Origin of the sequence: Nocardia altamirensis NBRC 108246, assembly GCF_001612685.1 — a bacterium.
Taxonomy (GTDB): domain Bacteria; phylum Actinomycetota; class Actinomycetes; order Mycobacteriales; family Mycobacteriaceae; genus Nocardia; species Nocardia altamirensis.
The window spans coordinates 24,166-42,566 of record NZ_BDAY01000020.1; the positions used below are offsets into that span (position 1 = coordinate 24,166).

Sequence of the window (18,401 nt, forward strand, 5' to 3'; positions counted from 1 at the left end):
AGGCACTCGGGCCCGCAAGTCGACCGCGGAGTCTGGAATCGGGCCCTGCCTTCCTACGCCCGGCTCGGCTGTCGGCTTAGGCTGCCGAGATGGACTGGGCGTTGCGTGCTTGCGGCTGGCATGGCCACTACACCTATGCGCCGGACGAGCCGGAGCTGGCCGAACGGCTGCGGGTCGACACGGTGGCCGGGACGGCCTGGCGCTGTCTGCGCTGTGGCACGTTCGTGCCAGGCGACCCGGTGGGATCCGGTCCGGCCGACCATGCGCCCGAGGTGCCGCGCGGTCGGCTGCTGCGTGATCGCTGGCTGATGCGTGCTCTGGCGATCGAGCGGTTGCTGCGCGGGCTGCTCCTGGTGGTTGCTGCGCTGGCGGTTTTGAAGTTCCGCTCGTCTCGGGAGACGATGCGCGCCGCCTTCGACGCGGACCTGCCGCTGCTTCGGCCGTTCGCCGATCAGATCGGCTGGGACATCGACCGGTCCAAGATCGTGCATCTGATCGATGAGGCGTTCTCGTTGTCGAACACGACCTTGTTGTGGGTCGCGGTCGGCATTTTCGTCTACGCCGCGCTGCAAGCAGTCGAGGCGCTCGGATTGTGGCTGGTGAAGCGGTGGGGCGAGTACTTCGCCGTGGTCGCGACGAGTCTGTTTCTGCCGCTGGAGATCTACGAATTGACCGAGCGGATCACCGCGCTGCGGATCGGTGCTTTGGTGATCAATATCGCAGCGGTGGTGTGGCTGCTCTTCTCCAAGCGGCTGTTCGGCTTGCGCGGCGGCGCGGCCGCGTACCACGCCGAACACAGTGCGGAAAGTTTGCTGAGCGTTGAGCGTTCAGCGCTTGCTGTCCCGGCTCGATGATTGTTCGATGCCTGTTCGCTGTGTTGCCGGGCACACCTCCTCGCTAATCAGGTAATGCTAACCTTACCTCCAAAGCTAGGCCAGTTAGAACTTTGGAGGATCGTTGTCGACCACGGACGAACGCTTGCGGGTGGAGATAGTGACCGATCCGGCGGCAGCGATGTCCCGGCTGGCGGGGGCCGATCGGTTCGGTGAGTACGTGGTGTACGAACGTCCGGGGGAGTGGGTATTCGCGGCCGATCCGATCGGCGGAATCGAATTGGACGTCGCCGAACTGCGGGTGACCTGGGATGGGCAGACCACCACCAGTCGATGGGAGGGCCGCCCGGCAAGCGTTGTCGACCGCGCGCTCGCCGCACTGCCGCTCGACGGCCGAAATGCCTACGGCTGGATCGGCTTCGAATTCTGCGCGTGGGCCTTCGGCGCCGCCGAGCACCTCGACTCGCGGACCGCGGTGGCGCAGTTGATGATTCCGCGCATCGAGGTGCGGATCGGTGAGTACGGGATCCGGGTGTCCGGCGCGACCCCGGCGGAGGCCGCCGACATCCACAGCCTCATCGCCGAATCGCAGGAAAGTGAACTGCCGCAGCCGCATCCGGCCGATATCCGGCTCGACCCGACCGGATACCAGGACCGGGTGGCCGAGGCCGTCGCGGAGATCAACGCGGGCCGCTATCAGAAGGTCATCCTGTCCAGGAAGGTCGATCTGCCGTTCGTGGTCGATGTGCCTGCGACCTATCGGCTCGGCCGGGCGCACAACACGCCTGCGCGGTCGTTCCTGCTGCGGCTCGGCGGACTCGAGGCAGCGGGATTCAGTCCGGAGCTGGTCGCCTCCGTCGACGACGACCGGGTGGTGACCACCGAACCGCTGGCAGGCACCCGTGCCTTCGGGCGCGGCGAGGCGATCGACATGGCGGCGCGGGCCGACCTGATCAACGATCCCAAAGAGATCGTGGAGCACGCGATTTCGGTGCGGACGTCGTTCGCGGAGATCGCCCAGGTCGCCGACCCAGGCACCGCGGCGGTCTCGGATTTCATGGTCGTGCGCGAGCGCGGCAGCGTGCAGCATCTCGCCTCGACGGTGCACGGCAGGCTGGCCGCCGACCGCTCCAGCTGGGACGCGCTCGAGGTGCTGTTCCCCTCGGTCACCGCATCCGGCATCCCCAAGCGGGAGGGCATCGATTCGGTGTTCCGCCTCGACCACGACGCGCGCGGGCTGTATTCGGGTGCGGTGGTGACTGTTTCGCCGACCGGCGCGATGGAGGCGACGCTGGTCTTGCGCGCGGTCTATCAGACGCCCGATGGCGCCTGGCTGCGTGCGGGGGCGGGCATCGTCGCCCAGTCCCGCCCGGAGCGTGAATTCGAGGAGACCTGCGAGAAGCTCGGCTGCATCGCACCCTATGTGGTGCGCGCGGCGCACTGATCCACTCGGCGAGTTCGGGCAGCACGTCGAAAGATGTGCTGCCCGTTCACTTTTTCCTGCATGGAGCACCTCAGCTCGTGGTGGCGCGCAGTGCCTTCTTGTCGATCTTGCCGACGGCAGTGACGGGCAGCGCGCCGGCCTGGCGCAGCACGTCGGGCAGCTTGTAGGTGGCCAGCCCTCGGTCGGTCAGGAAGGTCTTGATCTCGGCAAGCGTCGGCATCGTGTCCTCGACAACGAGCACGGCACAGACCCTTTCGCCGAGCGTCGCGTCGGGCAGGCCGACCGCTGCCGCGTGCCGGACGGCCGGGTGGGCGAGCAGATGTTCTTCGAGCTCGTCGCAGGAGACGTTCTCGCCGCCGCGGTTGATGACGTCCTTGATCCGGCCGGAGACCACCAGGTGCCCGCTCGGCAGCCTGCGCACCAGATCGCCGCTGCGGTAGTAGCCGTCGGGGGTGAAGGCGCGGGCATTGTGTTCGGGCGCGCGGTAGTAGCCGCGAATGGTGTACGGGCCCTTGGTGAGTAGCTCGCCCTCCGCGCCGGGTGCGACGTCGTCGCCGTTCGCGTCCACCACCCTGACCTCGTCTGCCGGGGACAGTGCCAGGCCCTGCGTGGTGTGCAGCAGGTCGACGGGGTCGTCGAGCCTGGTGTAGTTGAGCAGGCCCTCGGCCATGCCGAACACCTGCTGGAGGGTGGCGCCGAGCGCGGGCGTCACCTCGCGGGCATTGACCTCGGCCAGCTTGGCGCCGCCGACCTGGAGCAGCCGCAGTGAGCTCAGGTCGGCCTCCTCCCATTCGGTTGCGGCACACCACAGCTGGGCCAGCGGCGGCACCACGGCGGTCACCGTGACGCGGTGCCGTTCGATGGCGGCGAAGGCGTTCTCCGGGCTCGGATCGGTGACGAAGGCGACCGCGCCGCCCGCGCTCACGGTGCCGAGGATGCCGGGGCAGGCGAGCGGGAAGTTGTGTGCCGCAGGCAGTGTGGCGAGGTAGACGTCGTCCTCGGTGAGCGAACAGACGGCGGCGCTCGCGGTGGCGTTGTAGGCGTAGTCGTCGTGGGTGCGGGCGATCAGCTTCGGCAGTCCCGTGGTGCCGCCGGAGACCAACATCAGCGCGATATCGCTCGGGTCGATCGCAGGCAGCGAACCCTCTTCGCGCGGAATCGAATTCAGATCGGTGCCGGATCCGTGGTCGCCGAGCACGAGCACATGCCGTAGCGACGGCACCGCTTCCTGCACGGTGGTGGCCAGTTCCCGGTAGTCGAAATCGCCGAGCCGGTCGGCGCAGATGTAGGCAACTGCCGTGGAAAGCGCGGTCAGGTGCTCGATTTCGACCCGCCGGTGCGCGGGCAGGGTCAGCACCGGGATGATTCCCGCGCGCAGCAGCCCGAACAGCACGGTCAGGAATTCCGGCACATTCGGTAGCTGCACCACCACCCGGTCGCCGGGTGCGATGCCGAGCGCGAGCAGCCCGTACGCCATCCGGTCGGCCTCGGCGTCCAGCCATGCGTAGCTCCGGGTTCCGTCGGCATCGTGCAGTGCAGGCCGGTCCGGATGCCGCTGCGCGGTGTCGCGCAGGAGGTCGCCCAGTGCTTGCCCGCGCCAATACCCTGCGGCCCGATAGGTTTCCGCGATGTCGGCGGGGAAGGGTACAAATCCGTCGCGATGCGTGGACGACGCGGTCGATGGGGAAGTCACGGTCTGCCTCACAGGTAACTCGGAGCCGAGCTGGGTAAAATAGGTTAGGCAACCCTATCTCACTTGCCTCGGCCGATGTCCGAGAGTCGCGAGACCGGCAGGCCTTCGCAACCCCGATTCGGTTTACACTCCCGCTATGAGCAGGTGGGATACCTCGAACATGCCCGATCAGACCGGCCGCACGTTCATCGTGACCGGTGCCAACAGTGGGCTGGGGGCGGCCACGGTCCGCGCACTCGCTGGCGCGGGCGCGCAGGTGGTGCTGGCCTGTCGCAACGTCGCCAAGGGCGAGCAGGTGGCCGCGTCGCTGGGGGACCGGGCGGTCGTGCGGAAGCTGGATCTCGCGGACCTCGCTTCGGTGCGTGAGTTCGCCGCGGCGACCGACGGTGCCGATGTGCTGATCAACAACGCAGGCGTGATGGCGCTGCCGGAGCTGCGCACCGCCGACGGCTTCGAAATGCAGGTCGGCACAAATCATCTCGGACACTTCGCGCTGACCGGGCTACTGCTGGACAAGATTTCGGAGCGGATCGTCACCGTCGCCAGCGGCGCGCACACGATCGGCAAGATCGATCTGGACGATCTCAACTGGGAGCGCCGGAAGTATCAGCGCTGGTCCGCCTATGGGCAGGCGAAGCTGGCCAACCTGATGTTCGCCTACGAGCTGCAGCGCAAGCTGACCGCCGCAGGCTCGCCGAAGATCTCGGTGGCCGCGCACCCCGGCTACGCCTCGACCGAACTGCAGTCGCACACCGAGTCCATCCAGGACGCGGTGCTGTGGCTCGGCAACCGTGTCCTCGCGCAGAGCGCCGAAATGGGCGCGCTGCCAACGCTGTACGCCGCAACCACGGCGATCGAACCGGGTGGTTACTACGGGCCGACCGGCTTGCGCGGGCTGCGCGGCTACCCGGGCGTCTCCGGTTCGACGAAGGCCTCGCGCGACGAGGGTGTCGCCCGTGGGCTGTGGGAGCTGTCGGAGAAGCTGACCGGCGTCACGTATTCCTTCCGCTAGTCGGTCGTTCGCGACGGCAGTGCGCGGTTCACCGGGCGATACGGCGCGGTGCACGGGATATCCGGCGCAGTCGGCGAAGTCGAACATGTCCGATGCGGGCGGACCTTACGCTGACTATGCCGTCGTCTGTCTGGAATTCCGGGGCTCGAGTCGCGGCGATGCCGTCGAACGGGTAGGTGGCCCAGATCACTCGGCGCGGATGTCACACATCGTGGTGGCGCATCGTCGACTCAGTGAACGCATCAAGCACCCCCGAATCGAAAGAAGGCACCTCATGGAAGCCCGCATCGACCTCTTCGCCAACCGCGTCGGAACCAGCTACATCAAGCGACTCACCACCGCAGGCAAGATCGTCAACGACTCCACCCTCCCCGCCGCCACCTACGAGCTGGTCAAGATTCGCGCCAGCCAGATCAACGGCTGCGGGTACTGCGTGGACATGCACACCAAGGACGCCGCACACGCCGGCGAGGAGTCGGTGCGACTGAACCTGATCGCCGCCTGGCAGGAGGCGACCGTGTTCACCGAAGCCGAGCGCGCCGCGCTCGCGCTCACCGAGGAGGGCACCAGGATCGGTGACGGCCGCGTGGTCAGCGACGCCGTGTGGCAGGACGTGCGCAAGCACTACGACGACGACCAGATCGCCGCGTTGATCGCCGCCATCGCGAACATCAACGCGTGGAACCGGATGAACGTCATCGCCCGCCGCCCGGCCGGCGACTATGTGCCGGGCCAGTGGGGCTGAGCCGACCACGTCGCGACGACCGCCGAGCCGAGCGTCACGCCGGGAAACCGGGTGACACTCGGCTCTTCTGCGTTTCCGGCAGCATTGAATCGCGGGCACACCGCCCGTTGGCATCGGCGATGCGCGCGAGCCCGGGCTGTGCGATGGGGCACGGCCCGGCCACCCGAGGAAATCCTCCTGCTACAGTCGCAAACGTGCAGCGCGCGTATTTCTGGTTTAGCAAGCCGGCCCCGGGTGGGCAGGTCTGCGGCAACCGCCTGCGCTGACAACATTCACCCCCGAGCCGGATTATGGACCGGCTCAACGGGGTTTCTCGTCCGTGGGTCGGCCGAAGAAAAGGAACCCACGACATGACTACCGCCGCCGACGTCGATCCCCGGCATTCCGATCTCGATGATCAGCGCACGTTGAGCGTCAGCCCGTTGCGTTCGCCCGCCGAGGTGCGCCGCGTGCATCCGATCACCGATGCGCTCGCCGACACCGTCCGCACGGGTCGTACGGCCACCGTCGACGTGCTGAACGGCGTCGACGACCGCCTGATGGTGATCGTCGGCCCCTGCTCCGTGCACGATCCGGCCGCCGCACTCGACTACGCGCGCCGCCTGGCCGCCAAGGCCGCCGAGCTCGACGACCGGCTGCACGTGGTGATGCGGGTGTACTTCGAGAAGCCGCGCACCACCCTCGGTTGGAAGGGGCTGATCAACGATCCGCACCTGGACGGCTCGTTCGACGTCAACACCGGGCTCGGCTTCGGACGCAAGCTGCTCGCCGACATCACCGCGCTCGGCTTGCCGGTGGCGTGTGAGTTCCTCGATCCGATCACCCCGCAGTACATCGCGGACCTGGTGTCCTACGGCGCGATCGGCGCGCGCACCGCGGCAAGCCAAGTGCATCGCCAGTTGAGCAGCGCGCTGTCCATGCCGGTCGGCATCAAGAACGGCACCGACGGTGACGTGCAGGTCGCGGTCGACGGTGTGCGTGCCGCGGCGGCCAGCCACGTGTTCCCCGGCACCGACCTTGACGGCCGCGCCGCGCTGATCCGCACCACAGGCAACCCGGACTGCCACGTCATCTTGCGCGGCGGTACTTCGGGGACGAACTACGACGCCGCATCGGTCGCCGAGGCCTGCATCCGGCTGGAGAAGGCGTCCCTGCCGCAGCGGGTTGTCGTCGATGCCAGCCACGGCAACAGCAACAAGGACCACAACAGGCAGGTCGATGTGGTCACCGATATCGCGGGCAGGCTGGCCGCGGGTGAGCAGGGCGTGGTCGGGGTGATGCTGGAGAGCTTCCTCGTCGCCGGACGCCAGGATCTGACCCTCGGTCGTGCCGACGAGCTGACCTACGGGCAGTCCATCACCGACGCCTGCCTCGATTGGGAGACCACCGCCGTCCAGCTCGACCGGCTGGCCGACGCCATCCACCGTCGTCGTAATCCCTGACTGCCGAGCCGGTTTCAGCTTCCCGCGCGGGGGATCGGGCGGGAAGCTGAACGTCGCGCTTCGCGGTTATTCGGCGGTGGCGATGACGCCGAGCAGGTCGCCGGAGGAGACCGGACGCGCGGTGAAACCCGCCTCGGCCAGGTATTTCTTCAGCTGGCCTTCGGCGGGCTTCGGGCTGGTGGACGTGCCTGCGGGCGCGCCGTAACCGTAGAAGAGGTACAGCGCCCCGCCGGGGGCGAGCAGCCGATGGATCAGCGCCAATTCGGCGACAGGCCTTTTCGTCCAGAAGACGTTGACGTTGACGGCCAGGATCTTGTCGAAACCTGCTGTGCCGGGCGGACTTCCAGCACGCCGAATGGCCGCGGGCGCAGTCCCGTCGAGCAGCCGTGGTTCCAGGTCGGCCAGCTCGGCCTGAATCAGCCGGACCTTGCCGGACTCGATAAGCGCCGCATGGCGTTTCGCGGCGCGGGCGATCGCGGTGGCGGAGCGGTCGGCGCCGACCACGTACCCGTTGTCCAGCCGCGCCGCGAGGCAGGCGAGCGAATTGCTGGACCCAGGGCCGATTTCGAGGATCCGGTCGTCGGGCCGCACATTCATGACCTCGACCATCCAGCCGAATCTCAGGTCGTCTGTCATCCATGCAATGTACGACGCGCCGCAGGTCCAGCACTGTGAAAGTGGACCGAGACGGGCGCGGAGCTGCTGGGCGAGGATCGACAGTGTGATCGAGATGGCGGCGGTCCTCGGGGTCGCGGCCGTGGCGTTGGGCATGGTGCTGACGCCGGGGCCGAACATGATGTATTTGGTGTCACGCACCGTGACACAGGGGCGGCGGGCCGGGTTGGTGTCGCTCAGCGGCGTCGCAGCCGGGTTCGGGGTGTACCTGGTAGCGGCCGCGGCGGGTATCACGGCGGTGTTCGCGGTGGTGCCAGGGCTCTATCTGGCGGTGAAACTGGCCGGTGCGGCCTACCTGCTGTGGTTGGCCTGGCAGGCGTTGCGCCCCGGCGGGACTTCGGTATTCGCTCCTGCGGAGCTGCCCGTGGACGGGACGCGACGGCTGTTCACGATGGGCCTGGTCACCAACCTGCTCAACCCGAAGATCGCGATCATGTACATGGCATTGATCCCGCAGTTCGTCACGCCCGATCACGGGCACGTCTGGTTGCAGAGCCTGTGCCTCGGCGCGGTCCAGATCGCGGTGGCGCTCACGGTGAACGGCCTGATCGTGCTCGGCGCGGGCGGTATCGCGACCTTCCTCACCGCCCGCCCCAGCTGGCTGCGCATCCAGCGCTACGTCATGGGCACGGCACTGGCCACCATCGCCTTCCTGGTAGCGACCGACCGCGCTCGGCCAACGCCCGCCTGACGAGTGGCACACCATCGAGGAGGTTTCTCGATGTTTGCCGCAGCCAGGTGCCACCGGTGCCCGCGCGTGTGGTGTGGTGATCGACATGGTGGATTTTGTGGGGGTGGCCGGCCACTTCGGGTCGGCGGTTGACGCGGCGCAGCACATCGGGGAGTTGTTCGGGGTGTTCGCCTTCGCGTGCTCGGGTGCGTTGCTCGCGGTGCGACGGAATTTCGACATCTTCGGCATCGTGGTGCTTGCTGCGGGCACCGCGCTCGGCGGCGGCATCATCCGCGATCTGCTGATCGGCCGGACGCCGCCTGCGGCCTTCGTCGATCTCACCTTTCTGTGGACGGCACTGCTGGCCGCCGTGCTGATCTTCTTCTGGCATCCGCCACACCGGCTGACCCGTGGGCCGCTCGAGGTCGCCGACGCCTTCGGTCTCGGATTGTTCTGTGTGACAGGGACGGTGATCGCCTACTCGCGTGGACTCGGCGCCCCGTCGGCGGCGCTGCTCGGCGTGGTCACCGCGATCGGCGGCGGGGTGATCAGAGACCTGCTCGGCGGGCAGACCCCGGATGTGCTTCGGCCCGAACAGATCTACGCGGTGCCTGCCCTGGTCGGCGCGATCACCACCGCGACGCTGTTGCACTTCGGCGTCTATCAGGCGTGGACCGGCCTGCTCGCGGCGTCGGGCGCGATCGCCTTCCGGCTGCTCGCGCTGCGCTTCGGTTGGCATGCGCCGCAAGCCCGCCGGTATCCCCGGCCACCGGCGGGCCCGACGTCACCGTCGTGATCGGCGGGTGTCGGGTCAGTGCGCTCCGGCACGCAGGCGGCGCACGCCCTCGTCCAACGTCTCGTCGCGTTTGCAGAAGGTGAAGCGCACCAGGTGATTCCACGCTGCCGCATCGTCGGCGAAGACGCTCACCGGGACGGCGGCGACGCCGAGCCGCTTGGGCAGTTCGCGGCAGAAGGCGAGGCCGTCGGACCCGCCGAGCGGCGTGATATCGCCGCAGACGAAGTAGCCGCCCGCGCTCGACTTCACGCCGAATCCGGTGTCGGCGAGCGCGGCGGCGAGGCTGAGTCGCTTGGCGGACAAGGTGTCCCGCAGATTCGCGACCCAGTCCAGCTCGTGGTTCAACGCGTGCGCGACGGCGGGCTGGAACGGCCCGCCCGCGACGAAGGTCAGGAACTGTTTGGCGGCGAGCACCCCGTCGATCAAGTCGGCCGGACCGCACGCCCAGCCGGTCTTCCAGCCGGTCACGCTGAATGTTTTTGCCGCACTGGACACCACGACGGTGCGTTCGGCCATGCCGGGCAGGGTGGCCAGGCTGATGTGTTCGGTGCCGTCGTAGACCAGATGCTCGTATACCTCGTCGGTGAGCACCAGAATGTCGTGCTCGCAGGCGATCTCGGCGATGGCCGTCAGGTCCGCCCGGTCGAGCACGGTGCCGGTCGGGTTGTGCGGCGAGTTGACCACCAGCATCCTGGTCGCCGGCGTGATCGCGGCGCGCAGGCTGTCCAGGTCGAGCACGAAGCGATCACCGTCGGCGACCAGTCGTGCGGTGCGCCGCTGCGCGCCTGCCAAGGCAACGGCGGCGGCGTAGGAGTCGTAGTACGGCTCGATCAGCACCACCTCGGCGCCCGGCTCGACCAGGCCGAGAATGGCGGCGCTGATCGCCTCGGTCGCCCCGACGGTGACCAGCACCTGGGTGTCCGGGTCGTAGTCGGTGCCGTAGCGGCGGCGTCGGTCGTCGGCGATCGCGCGGCGCAGGACGGGCATGCCGCGTCCCGGCGGGTACTGGTTCAGGCCGTCGGCGATGGACTGCCTGGCAACCTCCAGCATGTCGGCGGGGCCGTCGGTGTCCGGGAAGCCTTGGCCGAGGTTGACCGCGTCGTGCCGGACGGCGAGCTCGGTCATTTCGGCGAAGATGGTGGACGCGAAGGGACGCAGACGAGCGACGGTGGCGGGTTGCGAAGGCATATTCGGAGACTAGCTGGCCGCCTTTCGCGACCTTGTTGTGAATCCGGCCACGCCGGAAGTCGCCGCGTTGGGCAACGCCATGACGTCGAGCCCGCCGGGCAGGTCGCCGCGGGGGTGCTCAGCCGAGATGAATGCCGGTCAGCTTCGCCGGGTTCGTGAGATCGTAGGTGCCCCAGACCAGTCCGTCGCGGACGGCGAACCCGAGCACCCTGGCCGGGCGCCCGCTGTGCTCGACGCTGACCACCAGCCCCAGTTGTCCGTTGACCGAAGCGAATTCGTAGGTGTACTCCGGAACCCTGGCGGGATCGTGCGCGCCGTATCTGCGCACCAGGCCGAGATAGAAGTCGGCGATCGCGTCCGCGCCGCGCAGGTTGTGCGTCGTTGTGCCGTCCGCATCGCCGATGACCACCGAATCCGGATGCAGCGCAGCGGTAACCGCGTCCACTTCGCCGGAGCGCAATGCCGCCAGGAAGCGGTGCACCGCGACCTCGTGCTCGGTATCCGACACCGGCGGTGGGGTGTGCGCGACGGCCTCGGTCGCGGCGGTCACCAGCTGTCGTGCGGCATCAACCGAAACATCCAGGATTCCGGCGATATCGTCGAGCGACATCGAAAGTCCTTCGTGCAGCACGAAAGCCACCCGCTGCGGCGGAGTCAGGCGGTCCAGCATCACCATCGCCGCGAGACGGCACTCCGGTGTGCGGGCCATCGCCGCCATGGCATCGGGTGTGCTCGACGGCGTCCGACCGGTGACCACCGGCTCCGGCAGCCATTGCCCCACATAGCTTTCCCGGCGCACGGCGATACTGCGCATGCGCTCCAAGCAGATTCGGCTCAGCACCGCGGTCAGCCAGGCGCGCATGTCGTCGATTTCGGATTGATGGGTGCCCGTCAGGCGTAGCCAGCTTTCCTGCACTGCGTCCTCGGCGTCGCCGACGCTGCCCGTCAGCCGATACGCGACCGAGAGCAGATGCGCTCGATGTGATTCGAACAATCCGGCAAGCAGAGCGGCAACCATCGGGAAGATTCTACGATCTCCCGGTTTTCGTCCTGCACTGCGGTGTCGCCCGACCAACCGATGAACCGCCCTGACGATTCATGACAACATGACTCGATGGACGCACACGCGCTGTCGAACGGAACGATCTTTCTGTCGATCCCGACCTCGGACGATATCGACGTGATCACCCAGTGTTGCCAGCATCCGTCGATCGGGCAGTGGGTGACCATTCCGGTGCCGTACACCAGAGACAACGCGCGCACGTTCATCGAGGACATCGTCGGGCCCGGCTGGGCAGGCCACAGCCCGACCTGGGCGCTGCGCACCTACGAGGGCGGCCCCGTGGTCGGCATGATCGGCCTCGGCGCCCGCGACGAGTCCGCCGCCGAGATCGGCTACTGGCTCATTCCGGACGAACGCTCCCGCGGCCTGATGACCCAGGCCGTGAACCTGGTCTGTGACTTCGGCTTCCGCCCCGACGGTCTCGGCCTGCGGCGCATCAGCTGGCGCGCCTTCGTCGGCAACTACCGGTCGGCCGCGGTCGCCCGCCGCTGCGGTTTCCGCTACGAGGGCATGGCCCGCCTCGGCAGCCTGCACCGCGGCGTCAGCCGCGACCACTGGCTCGCGGCCAGGCTGCCCACCGACCCGCCCGGCGTCGCGGACGGCTGGCCTGCGGAATTCGACCGCGAGCTAGAGCGGACGCCGCGGACGCACTGAATCCGCGGCGTCGCGGAAACCTTGACGTGTTCTGTCAGGTTTTCCTGACAGAGTCGAGACATGGTTACCCAATACTTCACAGCGACCAGCCTCGACGGTTATCTCGCCGACGAAAACAACTCGCTCAGTTGGCTTTTCGCTGTAGACGATGGTGGGGCAGAGCAAACGGTGCTCGCGGACTTCATCGCGAATGTCGGCGCCATGTGCATGGGTTCGACCACCTACGAGTGGATTCTCGCCAATGAGCCCGCCGAAAACTGGCACACCAATTACGGTGATATTCCCTGCTGGATCTTCACCCACCGCGACCTCCCCGCAATTCCGGGCGCCAACCTGCACTTCGTCGCCGACGCCGTCGAACCGGTCCACAAAGAAATGTCGAAAGCCGCAGGCGACCAGAACATTTGGGTCATCGGCGGCGGTGATCTCGTCGGTCAATTCGTCGGCGCCGCCCTCCTCGACGAGATCATCGCAGGCATCGCCCCGGTCACCCTGGGTTCCGGGGCACCGCTGCTGCCTCGACGAATCCTCTCCACCCAGCTGAATCTCTTCGACATCACCCAGTACGGCCAGTTCGCTCAGCTCAGCTACCGGGTCACCTACTAGCTACGTTCCGGGAACTGGTGGTGGCCGCTGCCAGTTCCCGACGGATCGTCCGTCCGTCCCGGATTTCCCCGATTTGTCGTGGTGAGCGGACCGGGCGTGCGCGGGTGTCGGTGGACTCAGGAAGAATGGAGCGAACCGATGCGAGGAGGGGCTGTGACGGACGGTCCGCTGATTGTGCAGAGCGACAAGACGCTGCTGCTGGAGGTCGACCATGAGTTGGCCGGCGCGGCGCGGCAGGCTATCGCGCCATTTGCCGAGTTGGAGCGGGCGCCCGAACACGTGCACACCTACCGGGTGACGCCGCTGGCGCTGTGGAACGCGCGCGCGGCGGGCCACGATGCCGAGCAGGTGGTGGACGCGCTGGTCAGCTTCTCGCGGTATGCGGTGCCGCAGCCGCTGCTTGTCGACATCGTCGACACGATGGCCCGGTACGGGCGGCTGCAGCTGGTCAAGCATCCGGCGCACGGGTTGACGCTGATCAGCCTGGATCGCGCGGTGCTGGAGGAGGTGCTCAGGCACAAGAAGATCGCCCCGATGCTCGGTGCCCGCCTCGACGACGACACCGTGGTGGTGCACGGCTCCGAGCGCGGCCGGATCAAGCAGATGCTGTTGAAGATCGGCTGGCCCGCCGAGGACCTGGCCGGCTACGTCGACGGTGAGGCGCATCCGATCGACCTGGACTACACCGACGACAAGTGGCATCTGCGCGATTACCAGGAGATGGCGGCCGACTCGTTCTGGGCGGGTGGCTCCGGCGTGGTGGTGCTGCCGTGTGGCGCGGGCAAGACGATGGTCGGCGCCGCCGCCATGGCCAAGGCGAAGGCGACCACGTTGATCCTGGTCACCAATACCGTGGCGGGCAGGCAGTGGCGGCGCGAACTGCTGGCCCGCACCTCGCTGACCGAGGACGAGATCGGCGAGTACTCCGGTGAGCGTAAGGAGATCCGCCCGGTCACCATCGCGACCTACCAGGTGATCACCCGCCGCACCAAGGGCGAGTACAAGCATCTGGAGCTGTTCGACAGCCGCGACTGGGGCCTGGTCATCTACGACGAGGTGCACCTGCTGCCCGCCCCGGTCTTCCGGATGACCGCCGATCTGCAGTCGCGGCGGCGGCTCGGACTCACCGCGACCCTGGTCCGCGAGGACGGCCGCGAGGGCGACGTGTTCTCGCTGATCGGTCCGAAGCGTTACGACGCGCCGTGGAAGGACATCGAGGCGCAGGGCTGGATCGCGCCCGCGGAATGCATCGAGGTCAGGGTGACGCTCACCGACGCCGAGCGGATGTCTTACGCGACCGCCGAGCCGGAGGAGCGCTACAAGCTGTGCTCGACCGCGCGCACGAAAATTCCGGTGGTGCAGTCGATTCTGGCCAAGCATGCGGACGCGCCGACGCTGGTGATCGGCGCCTACCTCGACCAGCTGGACGAGCTCGGCGCCGCGTTGCAGGCGCCGGTGATCCAGGGTTCGACGAAAACCAAAGAGCGCGAGGAACTCTTCGACGCGTTCCGGCGCGGTGAGATCCCGGTGCTCGTCGTCAGCAAGGTGGCGAACTTCTCCATCGACCTGCCGGAAGCCTCGGTTGCGGTGCAGGTTTCGGGTACCTTCGGCTCCAGGCAGGAGGAGGCGCAACGCCTCGGCAGGCTGCTGCGGCCGAAACACGATGGCGGCCAGGCGCATTTCTACTCGGTGGTGGCCAGGGACACCCTCGATGCCGAATATGCCGCGCATCGGCAGCGTTTTCTCGCCGAACAGGGGTATGCCTATCGCATCACCGATGCCGACGACCTGCTCGGACCGACCATCGGATAAGCGGAGGCAATTCCTCCGCAAACTGTGCTAGGAATAGGTACGTGCGACGCTTCGAATTCCCGGTGGACCGCAGGCATGCGCATGCGGTCAACGAAGTCTTCGCCGACCAGCGTCGACTCCGTGTGATGGCGCTTGCCGCCGCGGTCATCGCCACGACCGGCGCGGCCTACCTGATCTGGTTGGACCATCCGTGGGCCTACCTGCTGGCTGTTGCCTTCGTGCTCGGCGCGGTGGTTGCGCTGTGGGTGGCCTTCTGGACCGCGCGGCACGCCAGCATCGACAAGCTGTACGCCGACGGTGAGCTGGTGCCCGCGGTGGTCTCGGAGACCTACCCGTCGGGTGTGGTGCTGCTCGCGATGGTCGACGTGGCCAGGCCGGGCGCAAAGGACGCGCACTACGCGCTGGTGATCAGAAAGGTCCGCGCCCTGCCCGGCCACCAGGCGCGGCAGGGGGAGCGAGTGCCCTCGGTCGCGGTGCGCACCGACCGGGCGCCGCGAAAGGTAGGCGAGCGCTGGCAGTCGGTCAGCGCGATGCCGATCGCATGGGGCACCACCGATGCGGCGGTCATCGACCGCGCCCGCTCCGCCATCAGCGAGACCGAATGGCGTTTGCTCACTGACAATCTCGCGCTCACCGACAAGGTCAGGCGCACCTCCGCGCGCCGCCTGCTGCTCGATCCGGACCAGCTGCCGGACGACCTCGGCGCCTGAACCGACGATCCTCGGAAACTCGGTTGCGCCGCGCCATAGACTCCGAAGATGGTCCCCTTGTCCAACCTGCTGACATTCCTCGCGGCGGCGGTCGTGATCATCATCGTCCCCGGCCCCGGTGTGTTGTTCACCATCGGGCGGGCGCTCACTCTCGGCAGGCGCGCGGCGTTGCTGTCGGTGGCCGGGCATTGCCTCGGCGTCTTCGTCGTGTTGCTGCTGGTCGCGGTCGGCCTCGGCACGCTGCTGATGGCCTCGTCGTTCGCGCTCACCGCGATCAAGCTCGCCGGCGCGCTGTATCTGATCTACCTCGGCATTCAGGCCATCCGGGAACGAAAGTCGCTGCGTGCGGCGCTCGGCACCGAGATCGCGCCGACACCGGACTCGAAGGTGTTGCGGCAGAGCATCATTGTCGGGATCACCAACCCGAAGGCGACCGTCTTCTTCGCGGCGATCCTGCCGCACTTCGCCGATCCCGCCGCCGGGTCGCTGCCACTGCAGTTCCTGATCCTCGGATCGGTGTTCCTCGCGGTCGCGGTGGTCTCCGACAGTGCGTGGGCGCTGCTCGCCGCCTCGGCCCGCGCCTGGTTCGCCCGCTCGCCGCGCAGGCTGGAAGCGGTCGGTGGGGCAGGCGGGGTAATGATCGTCGGTCTCGGCGCGTCGGTGGCCCTCACCGGCACCGCCGACTGAACCGACTACGATCCAGCGGTCGGCATGACTGTGTCGACGGAGGCGATTAGGGGTGGTAGTCGAATGAGGTTGTCCGGCTTGATATGTGCCGCGGTCGCGGGCGCGATCGTCGCCACCGCGGCGCCCGCAGCCGCCGATCCGTTCACCGGGGCGTCCGGGCTCGGCGACCCGTACTACCCGGAAGACGGCAACGGCGGCTACGACGCAGGCCACTACGACGTCACCCTCGACTACGACCCGCCGAGCCACCGGCTCACCGCGACCACCCGCATCGATGCGGTCGCGACGCAGGCATTGCGCGCGTTCAACCTGGACTTCGCGGGCCCTGCGGTGCGCACGGTGACGGTGAACAACATGCCCGCCGCGTTCAACCGCAACGGCGAGCACGAACTCACCGTGACGCCGATGATCCCGTTGCTGCCTGGCCTGCCGTTCACCGTCACCGTGGAGTACTCGGGCCAGGCCGAGAACACCGAGGGCAACGGCTGGACGTTCGCGCCGAGCGGCGGCGCGTTCGCCGCAGGCGAGCCGCATTCCGCCACCACCTGGTACCCGCTCAACGACACCCCGTTGGACAAGGCGACTTTCGCGCTGCACGCGACGGTTCCCGCGGAATGGGAGGTGGTTTCGATCGGCGTCCGCACCCAGGACGAGGTGCGTGGCGACCGCAGGGTGGTCAGCTGGGAGGCGCATCAGCCGGTGATCGGTTACCTGACCACCGTGGCGATCGACAAGTTCAGCTTCCTGGAGCAGCGGCGTGCCAACGGGACTCCGCTGATCAGCGCCTTCGCCCCGAACGCGGAACGGAACAGGGAGACCGAGCAGCGCCTGCCGGAGATCCTCGATTTCATCGAATCCGTCTACGGCCCTTACCCGTTCGAATCGTCCGGCGGCATTTATGTTGACGCCGACATCCAGTTCTCGCTGGAGACCCAGACCCGCCCGATCTACGCGCCGTGGACGGACCTGCAGACCGTTGTCCACGAGATCGCGCACCAGTGGTGGGGCGACTCGGTCTCGGTGCGCCGCTGGTCCGACGTCTGCCTGAACGAATGCTTCGCCAGCTACACCGCCGACTATCTGTGGCCCGAGCGCATGGACGGTCTCGACGTCGACGCGGAGTACCGCAGCACCATCGCAAAGTATCTGGACAACACCGAGTTCTGGCAGATCTCGTTGGAAAACCCCGGTGCCGGATCGGAATTCACCTCGGTCTACTACCGGGGCCCGCTGTTCCTGCACGCACTGCGCAAGCAGCTCGGCGACGCCGTATTCTTCGCCGCGGTACGGGAATTCAACGCGGCACACGCCTTCGGGAACGCCTCCATCCCCGACTTCCGCAAGTTCGTCCAGTCCAAGTCGCCGACGGATCTGACCGGTTTCTTCAACGCCTGGCTCAATCAGACGACGCCGCCTGCGGACGAGTACCTCTACCCGGGCAGCCTGCGGGCCTGAGCGGGCTCACTCGCCGTCGACGCGATCGCGGGCCCGTTCCACCCAGCGCTCCATCCGGTCGAGTTGTCGCTGGGTGGAACGCAATTGGTCCTGGGCCGTGCGTTCGGTGCTGCGGGTGAACTGCCGCTCCTGCTCGGCGCGATCGAGCTCGTCCTTCAGCTCGGCGATCCTGGCTTCGATGTCACCGAGCCGTGCTGCCGCCTGCTCGGCCTCGTCGCGGGCGGCATCCCGTGCCGCACGGGCGGATTCGAGCGCCTCCAGCGCTTCGTCGAGTTCCTCGCGCGGGTTGTCCGCTGGTTCGGGGTCTGCCGCCGCCGCGGGCGTTTCGACCGCGACGAGGCCGGGGCCTGCGGGGCCGAATCCCGAATAGGTCGTCGCGGTGGCCAAGGTGCCCGTGTGCACCTGCTCGGCGACCGCGGGGTCGGCGAGCGCCGCGGTCAGCGTCTGTCCGATCTCGCGCAGCACGCCCTCGTTCACCGGATGCCCGTGCTCGGCGGCCAGTGCCCCGGCCTTCTTCGCCAACGCGGTCACCGCCTGCTGCCGCTGTCCCGTCAGGCTGCGCAGTTCGGCGCCGGACAGTCGCTGCTGTGCGGTGCGCAGTGCCGCGCCGAGCTGGAGCAGCGCGTCGACGTCGTCAGGCGCCTCGCGGGCGAGCAGGTTCACCGTCCACGCGGTGACGGTGGGTTTGCGCAGCTTGCCGATCGCGGCGGCGAGTTCTTTGTCGCCCGCATCCCTGGCCGCTTTGACCCTGGCCGTGCGGGCCGTGACGAACTCGCTCGGCGCGAGTCCGTACAGGTCGACGGCGATGTCGTCCACGGTCATACTGACCAAGCGTAACGACATCGCGGCGGCGAGCGAAACAACCCAAGTATTGGACTTGTGTCCACATATTGGGCGGAACGCGAAAGGCATTGCT

The 18,401-nt window shown here is 67.7% G+C and carries 18 protein-coding genes; 13 read left to right on the forward strand and 5 right to left on the reverse strand.

Annotated elements, in window-relative coordinates; translation table 11 throughout:
- The first annotated feature begins 89 nt into the window (after window positions 1-89).
- A complete protein-coding gene (locus tag NA11_RS13215) occupies window positions 90-854 on the forward strand; it encodes a DUF2127 domain-containing protein (RefSeq protein ID WP_069162150.1) in 765 nt (254 codons plus the stop codon).
- A gap of 103 nt (window positions 855-957) precedes the next feature.
- On the forward strand, window positions 958-2,277 hold the full coding sequence (locus NA11_RS13220; RefSeq protein WP_069162151.1) for a salicylate synthase: 1,320 nt from the start codon (window positions 958-960) through the stop codon (window positions 2,275-2,277).
- A 70-nt stretch (window positions 2,278-2,347) separates the two neighbouring features.
- Here the strand turns inward: NA11_RS13220 and NA11_RS13225 are convergent, their stop codons facing one another.
- Window positions 2,348-3,970 carry a (2,3-dihydroxybenzoyl)adenylate synthase gene (locus NA11_RS13225; RefSeq protein WP_069162152.1) on the reverse strand — a complete coding sequence of 541 codons (1,623 nt, stop codon included), beginning with the start codon at window positions 3,968-3,970 and terminating at the stop codon, window positions 2,348-2,350.
- Window positions 3,971-4,106: 136 nt separating this feature from the next.
- On the opposite strand from NA11_RS13225, the gene NA11_RS13230 reads away from it, so the two are divergent.
- The 3 genes from NA11_RS13230 to NA11_RS13240 all read left to right on the forward strand — a co-directional run bounded on the left by NA11_RS13230 (window position 4,107) and on the right by NA11_RS13240 (window position 7,169).
- Complete coding sequence (locus NA11_RS13230) at window positions 4,107-4,982, forward strand: oxidoreductase (RefSeq protein WP_069162153.1); 876 nt, start codon at window positions 4,107-4,109, stop codon at window positions 4,980-4,982.
- A 274-nt stretch (window positions 4,983-5,256) separates the two neighbouring features.
- Window positions 5,257-5,727 carry a carboxymuconolactone decarboxylase family protein gene (locus tag NA11_RS13235; protein WP_069162154.1) on the forward strand — a complete coding sequence of 157 codons (471 nt, stop codon included), beginning with the start codon at window positions 5,257-5,259 and terminating at the stop codon, window positions 5,725-5,727.
- 350 nt (window positions 5,728-6,077) lie between these two features.
- Window positions 6,078-7,169, forward strand: coding sequence for a 3-deoxy-7-phosphoheptulonate synthase (locus NA11_RS13240; protein WP_069162155.1), 1,092 nt, complete (start codon window positions 6,078-6,080; stop codon window positions 7,167-7,169).
- 66 nt (window positions 7,170-7,235) lie between these two features.
- Here the strand turns inward: NA11_RS13240 and NA11_RS13245 are convergent, their stop codons facing one another.
- Window positions 7,236-7,805, reverse strand: a complete 570-nt coding sequence (locus tag NA11_RS13245; RefSeq protein WP_245745856.1) for a class I SAM-dependent methyltransferase — start codon at window positions 7,803-7,805, stop codon at window positions 7,236-7,238.
- Between the two features lie 85 nt (window positions 7,806-7,890).
- Between NA11_RS13245 and NA11_RS13250 the strand changes: the two genes are divergently transcribed.
- Together NA11_RS13250 and NA11_RS13255 are read left to right on the forward strand one after the other, a co-directional pair.
- On the forward strand, window positions 7,891-8,535 hold the full coding sequence (locus NA11_RS13250) for a LysE family translocator (RefSeq protein WP_069162157.1): 645 nt from the start codon (window positions 7,891-7,893) through the stop codon (window positions 8,533-8,535).
- An 85-nt stretch (window positions 8,536-8,620) separates the two neighbouring features.
- Window positions 8,621-9,310: a trimeric intracellular cation channel family protein gene (locus NA11_RS13255; protein WP_084654594.1), complete on the forward strand. Its 690-nt coding sequence runs from the start codon at window positions 8,621-8,623 to the stop codon at window positions 9,308-9,310.
- A 15-nt stretch (window positions 9,311-9,325) separates the two neighbouring features.
- Here the strand turns inward: NA11_RS13255 and NA11_RS13260 are convergent, their stop codons facing one another.
- Together NA11_RS13260 and sigJ are read right to left on the reverse strand one after the other, a co-directional pair.
- Window positions 9,326-10,498 (reverse strand): pyridoxal phosphate-dependent aminotransferase, encoded by a 1,173-nt coding sequence (locus NA11_RS13260; RefSeq protein WP_069162158.1) that lies wholly within the window; start codon window positions 10,496-10,498, stop codon window positions 9,326-9,328.
- A 118-nt stretch (window positions 10,499-10,616) separates the two neighbouring features.
- Window positions 10,617-11,516, reverse strand: coding sequence for an RNA polymerase sigma factor SigJ (gene sigJ, locus NA11_RS13265; RefSeq protein ID WP_069162159.1), 900 nt, complete (start codon window positions 11,514-11,516; stop codon window positions 10,617-10,619).
- A gap of 96 nt (window positions 11,517-11,612) precedes the next feature.
- Here sigJ and NA11_RS13270 point away from each other — a divergent pair, with 96 nt between their 5' ends.
- The 6 genes from NA11_RS13270 (at window position 11,613) to NA11_RS13295 (ending at window position 17,485) form a co-directional block, all read left to right on the forward strand.
- Entirely contained in the window at window positions 11,613-12,215 is a 603-nt protein-coding gene (locus tag NA11_RS13270; protein WP_069162160.1) for a GNAT family N-acetyltransferase, read from the forward strand.
- A 60-nt stretch (window positions 12,216-12,275) separates the two neighbouring features.
- Complete coding sequence (locus NA11_RS13275; protein WP_069162161.1) at window positions 12,276-12,821, forward strand: dihydrofolate reductase family protein; 546 nt, start codon at window positions 12,276-12,278, stop codon at window positions 12,819-12,821.
- A gap of 153 nt (window positions 12,822-12,974) precedes the next feature.
- Entirely contained in the window at window positions 12,975-14,633 is a 1,659-nt protein-coding gene (locus NA11_RS13280) for a DNA repair helicase XPB (RefSeq protein WP_069162162.1), read from the forward strand.
- Between the two features lie 41 nt (window positions 14,634-14,674).
- On the forward strand, window positions 14,675-15,343 hold the full coding sequence (locus tag NA11_RS13285; RefSeq protein WP_069162163.1) for a DUF3239 domain-containing protein: 669 nt from the start codon (window positions 14,675-14,677) through the stop codon (window positions 15,341-15,343).
- Window positions 15,344-15,391: 48 nt separating this feature from the next.
- On the forward strand, window positions 15,392-16,030 hold the full coding sequence (locus NA11_RS13290; protein WP_069162164.1) for a LysE family translocator: 639 nt from the start codon (window positions 15,392-15,394) through the stop codon (window positions 16,028-16,030).
- A 63-nt stretch (window positions 16,031-16,093) separates the two neighbouring features.
- Window positions 16,094-17,485 (forward strand): M1 family metallopeptidase, encoded by a 1,392-nt coding sequence (locus NA11_RS13295; protein WP_069162165.1) that lies wholly within the window; start codon window positions 16,094-16,096, stop codon window positions 17,483-17,485.
- A 6-nt stretch (window positions 17,486-17,491) separates the two neighbouring features.
- Here NA11_RS13295 and NA11_RS13300 read toward each other — a convergent pair whose 3' ends face one another.
- On the reverse strand, window positions 17,492-18,307 hold the full coding sequence (locus NA11_RS13300) for a hypothetical protein (RefSeq protein WP_069162166.1): 816 nt from the start codon (window positions 18,305-18,307) through the stop codon (window positions 17,492-17,494).
- Window positions 18,308-18,401 lie beyond the last annotated feature (94 nt).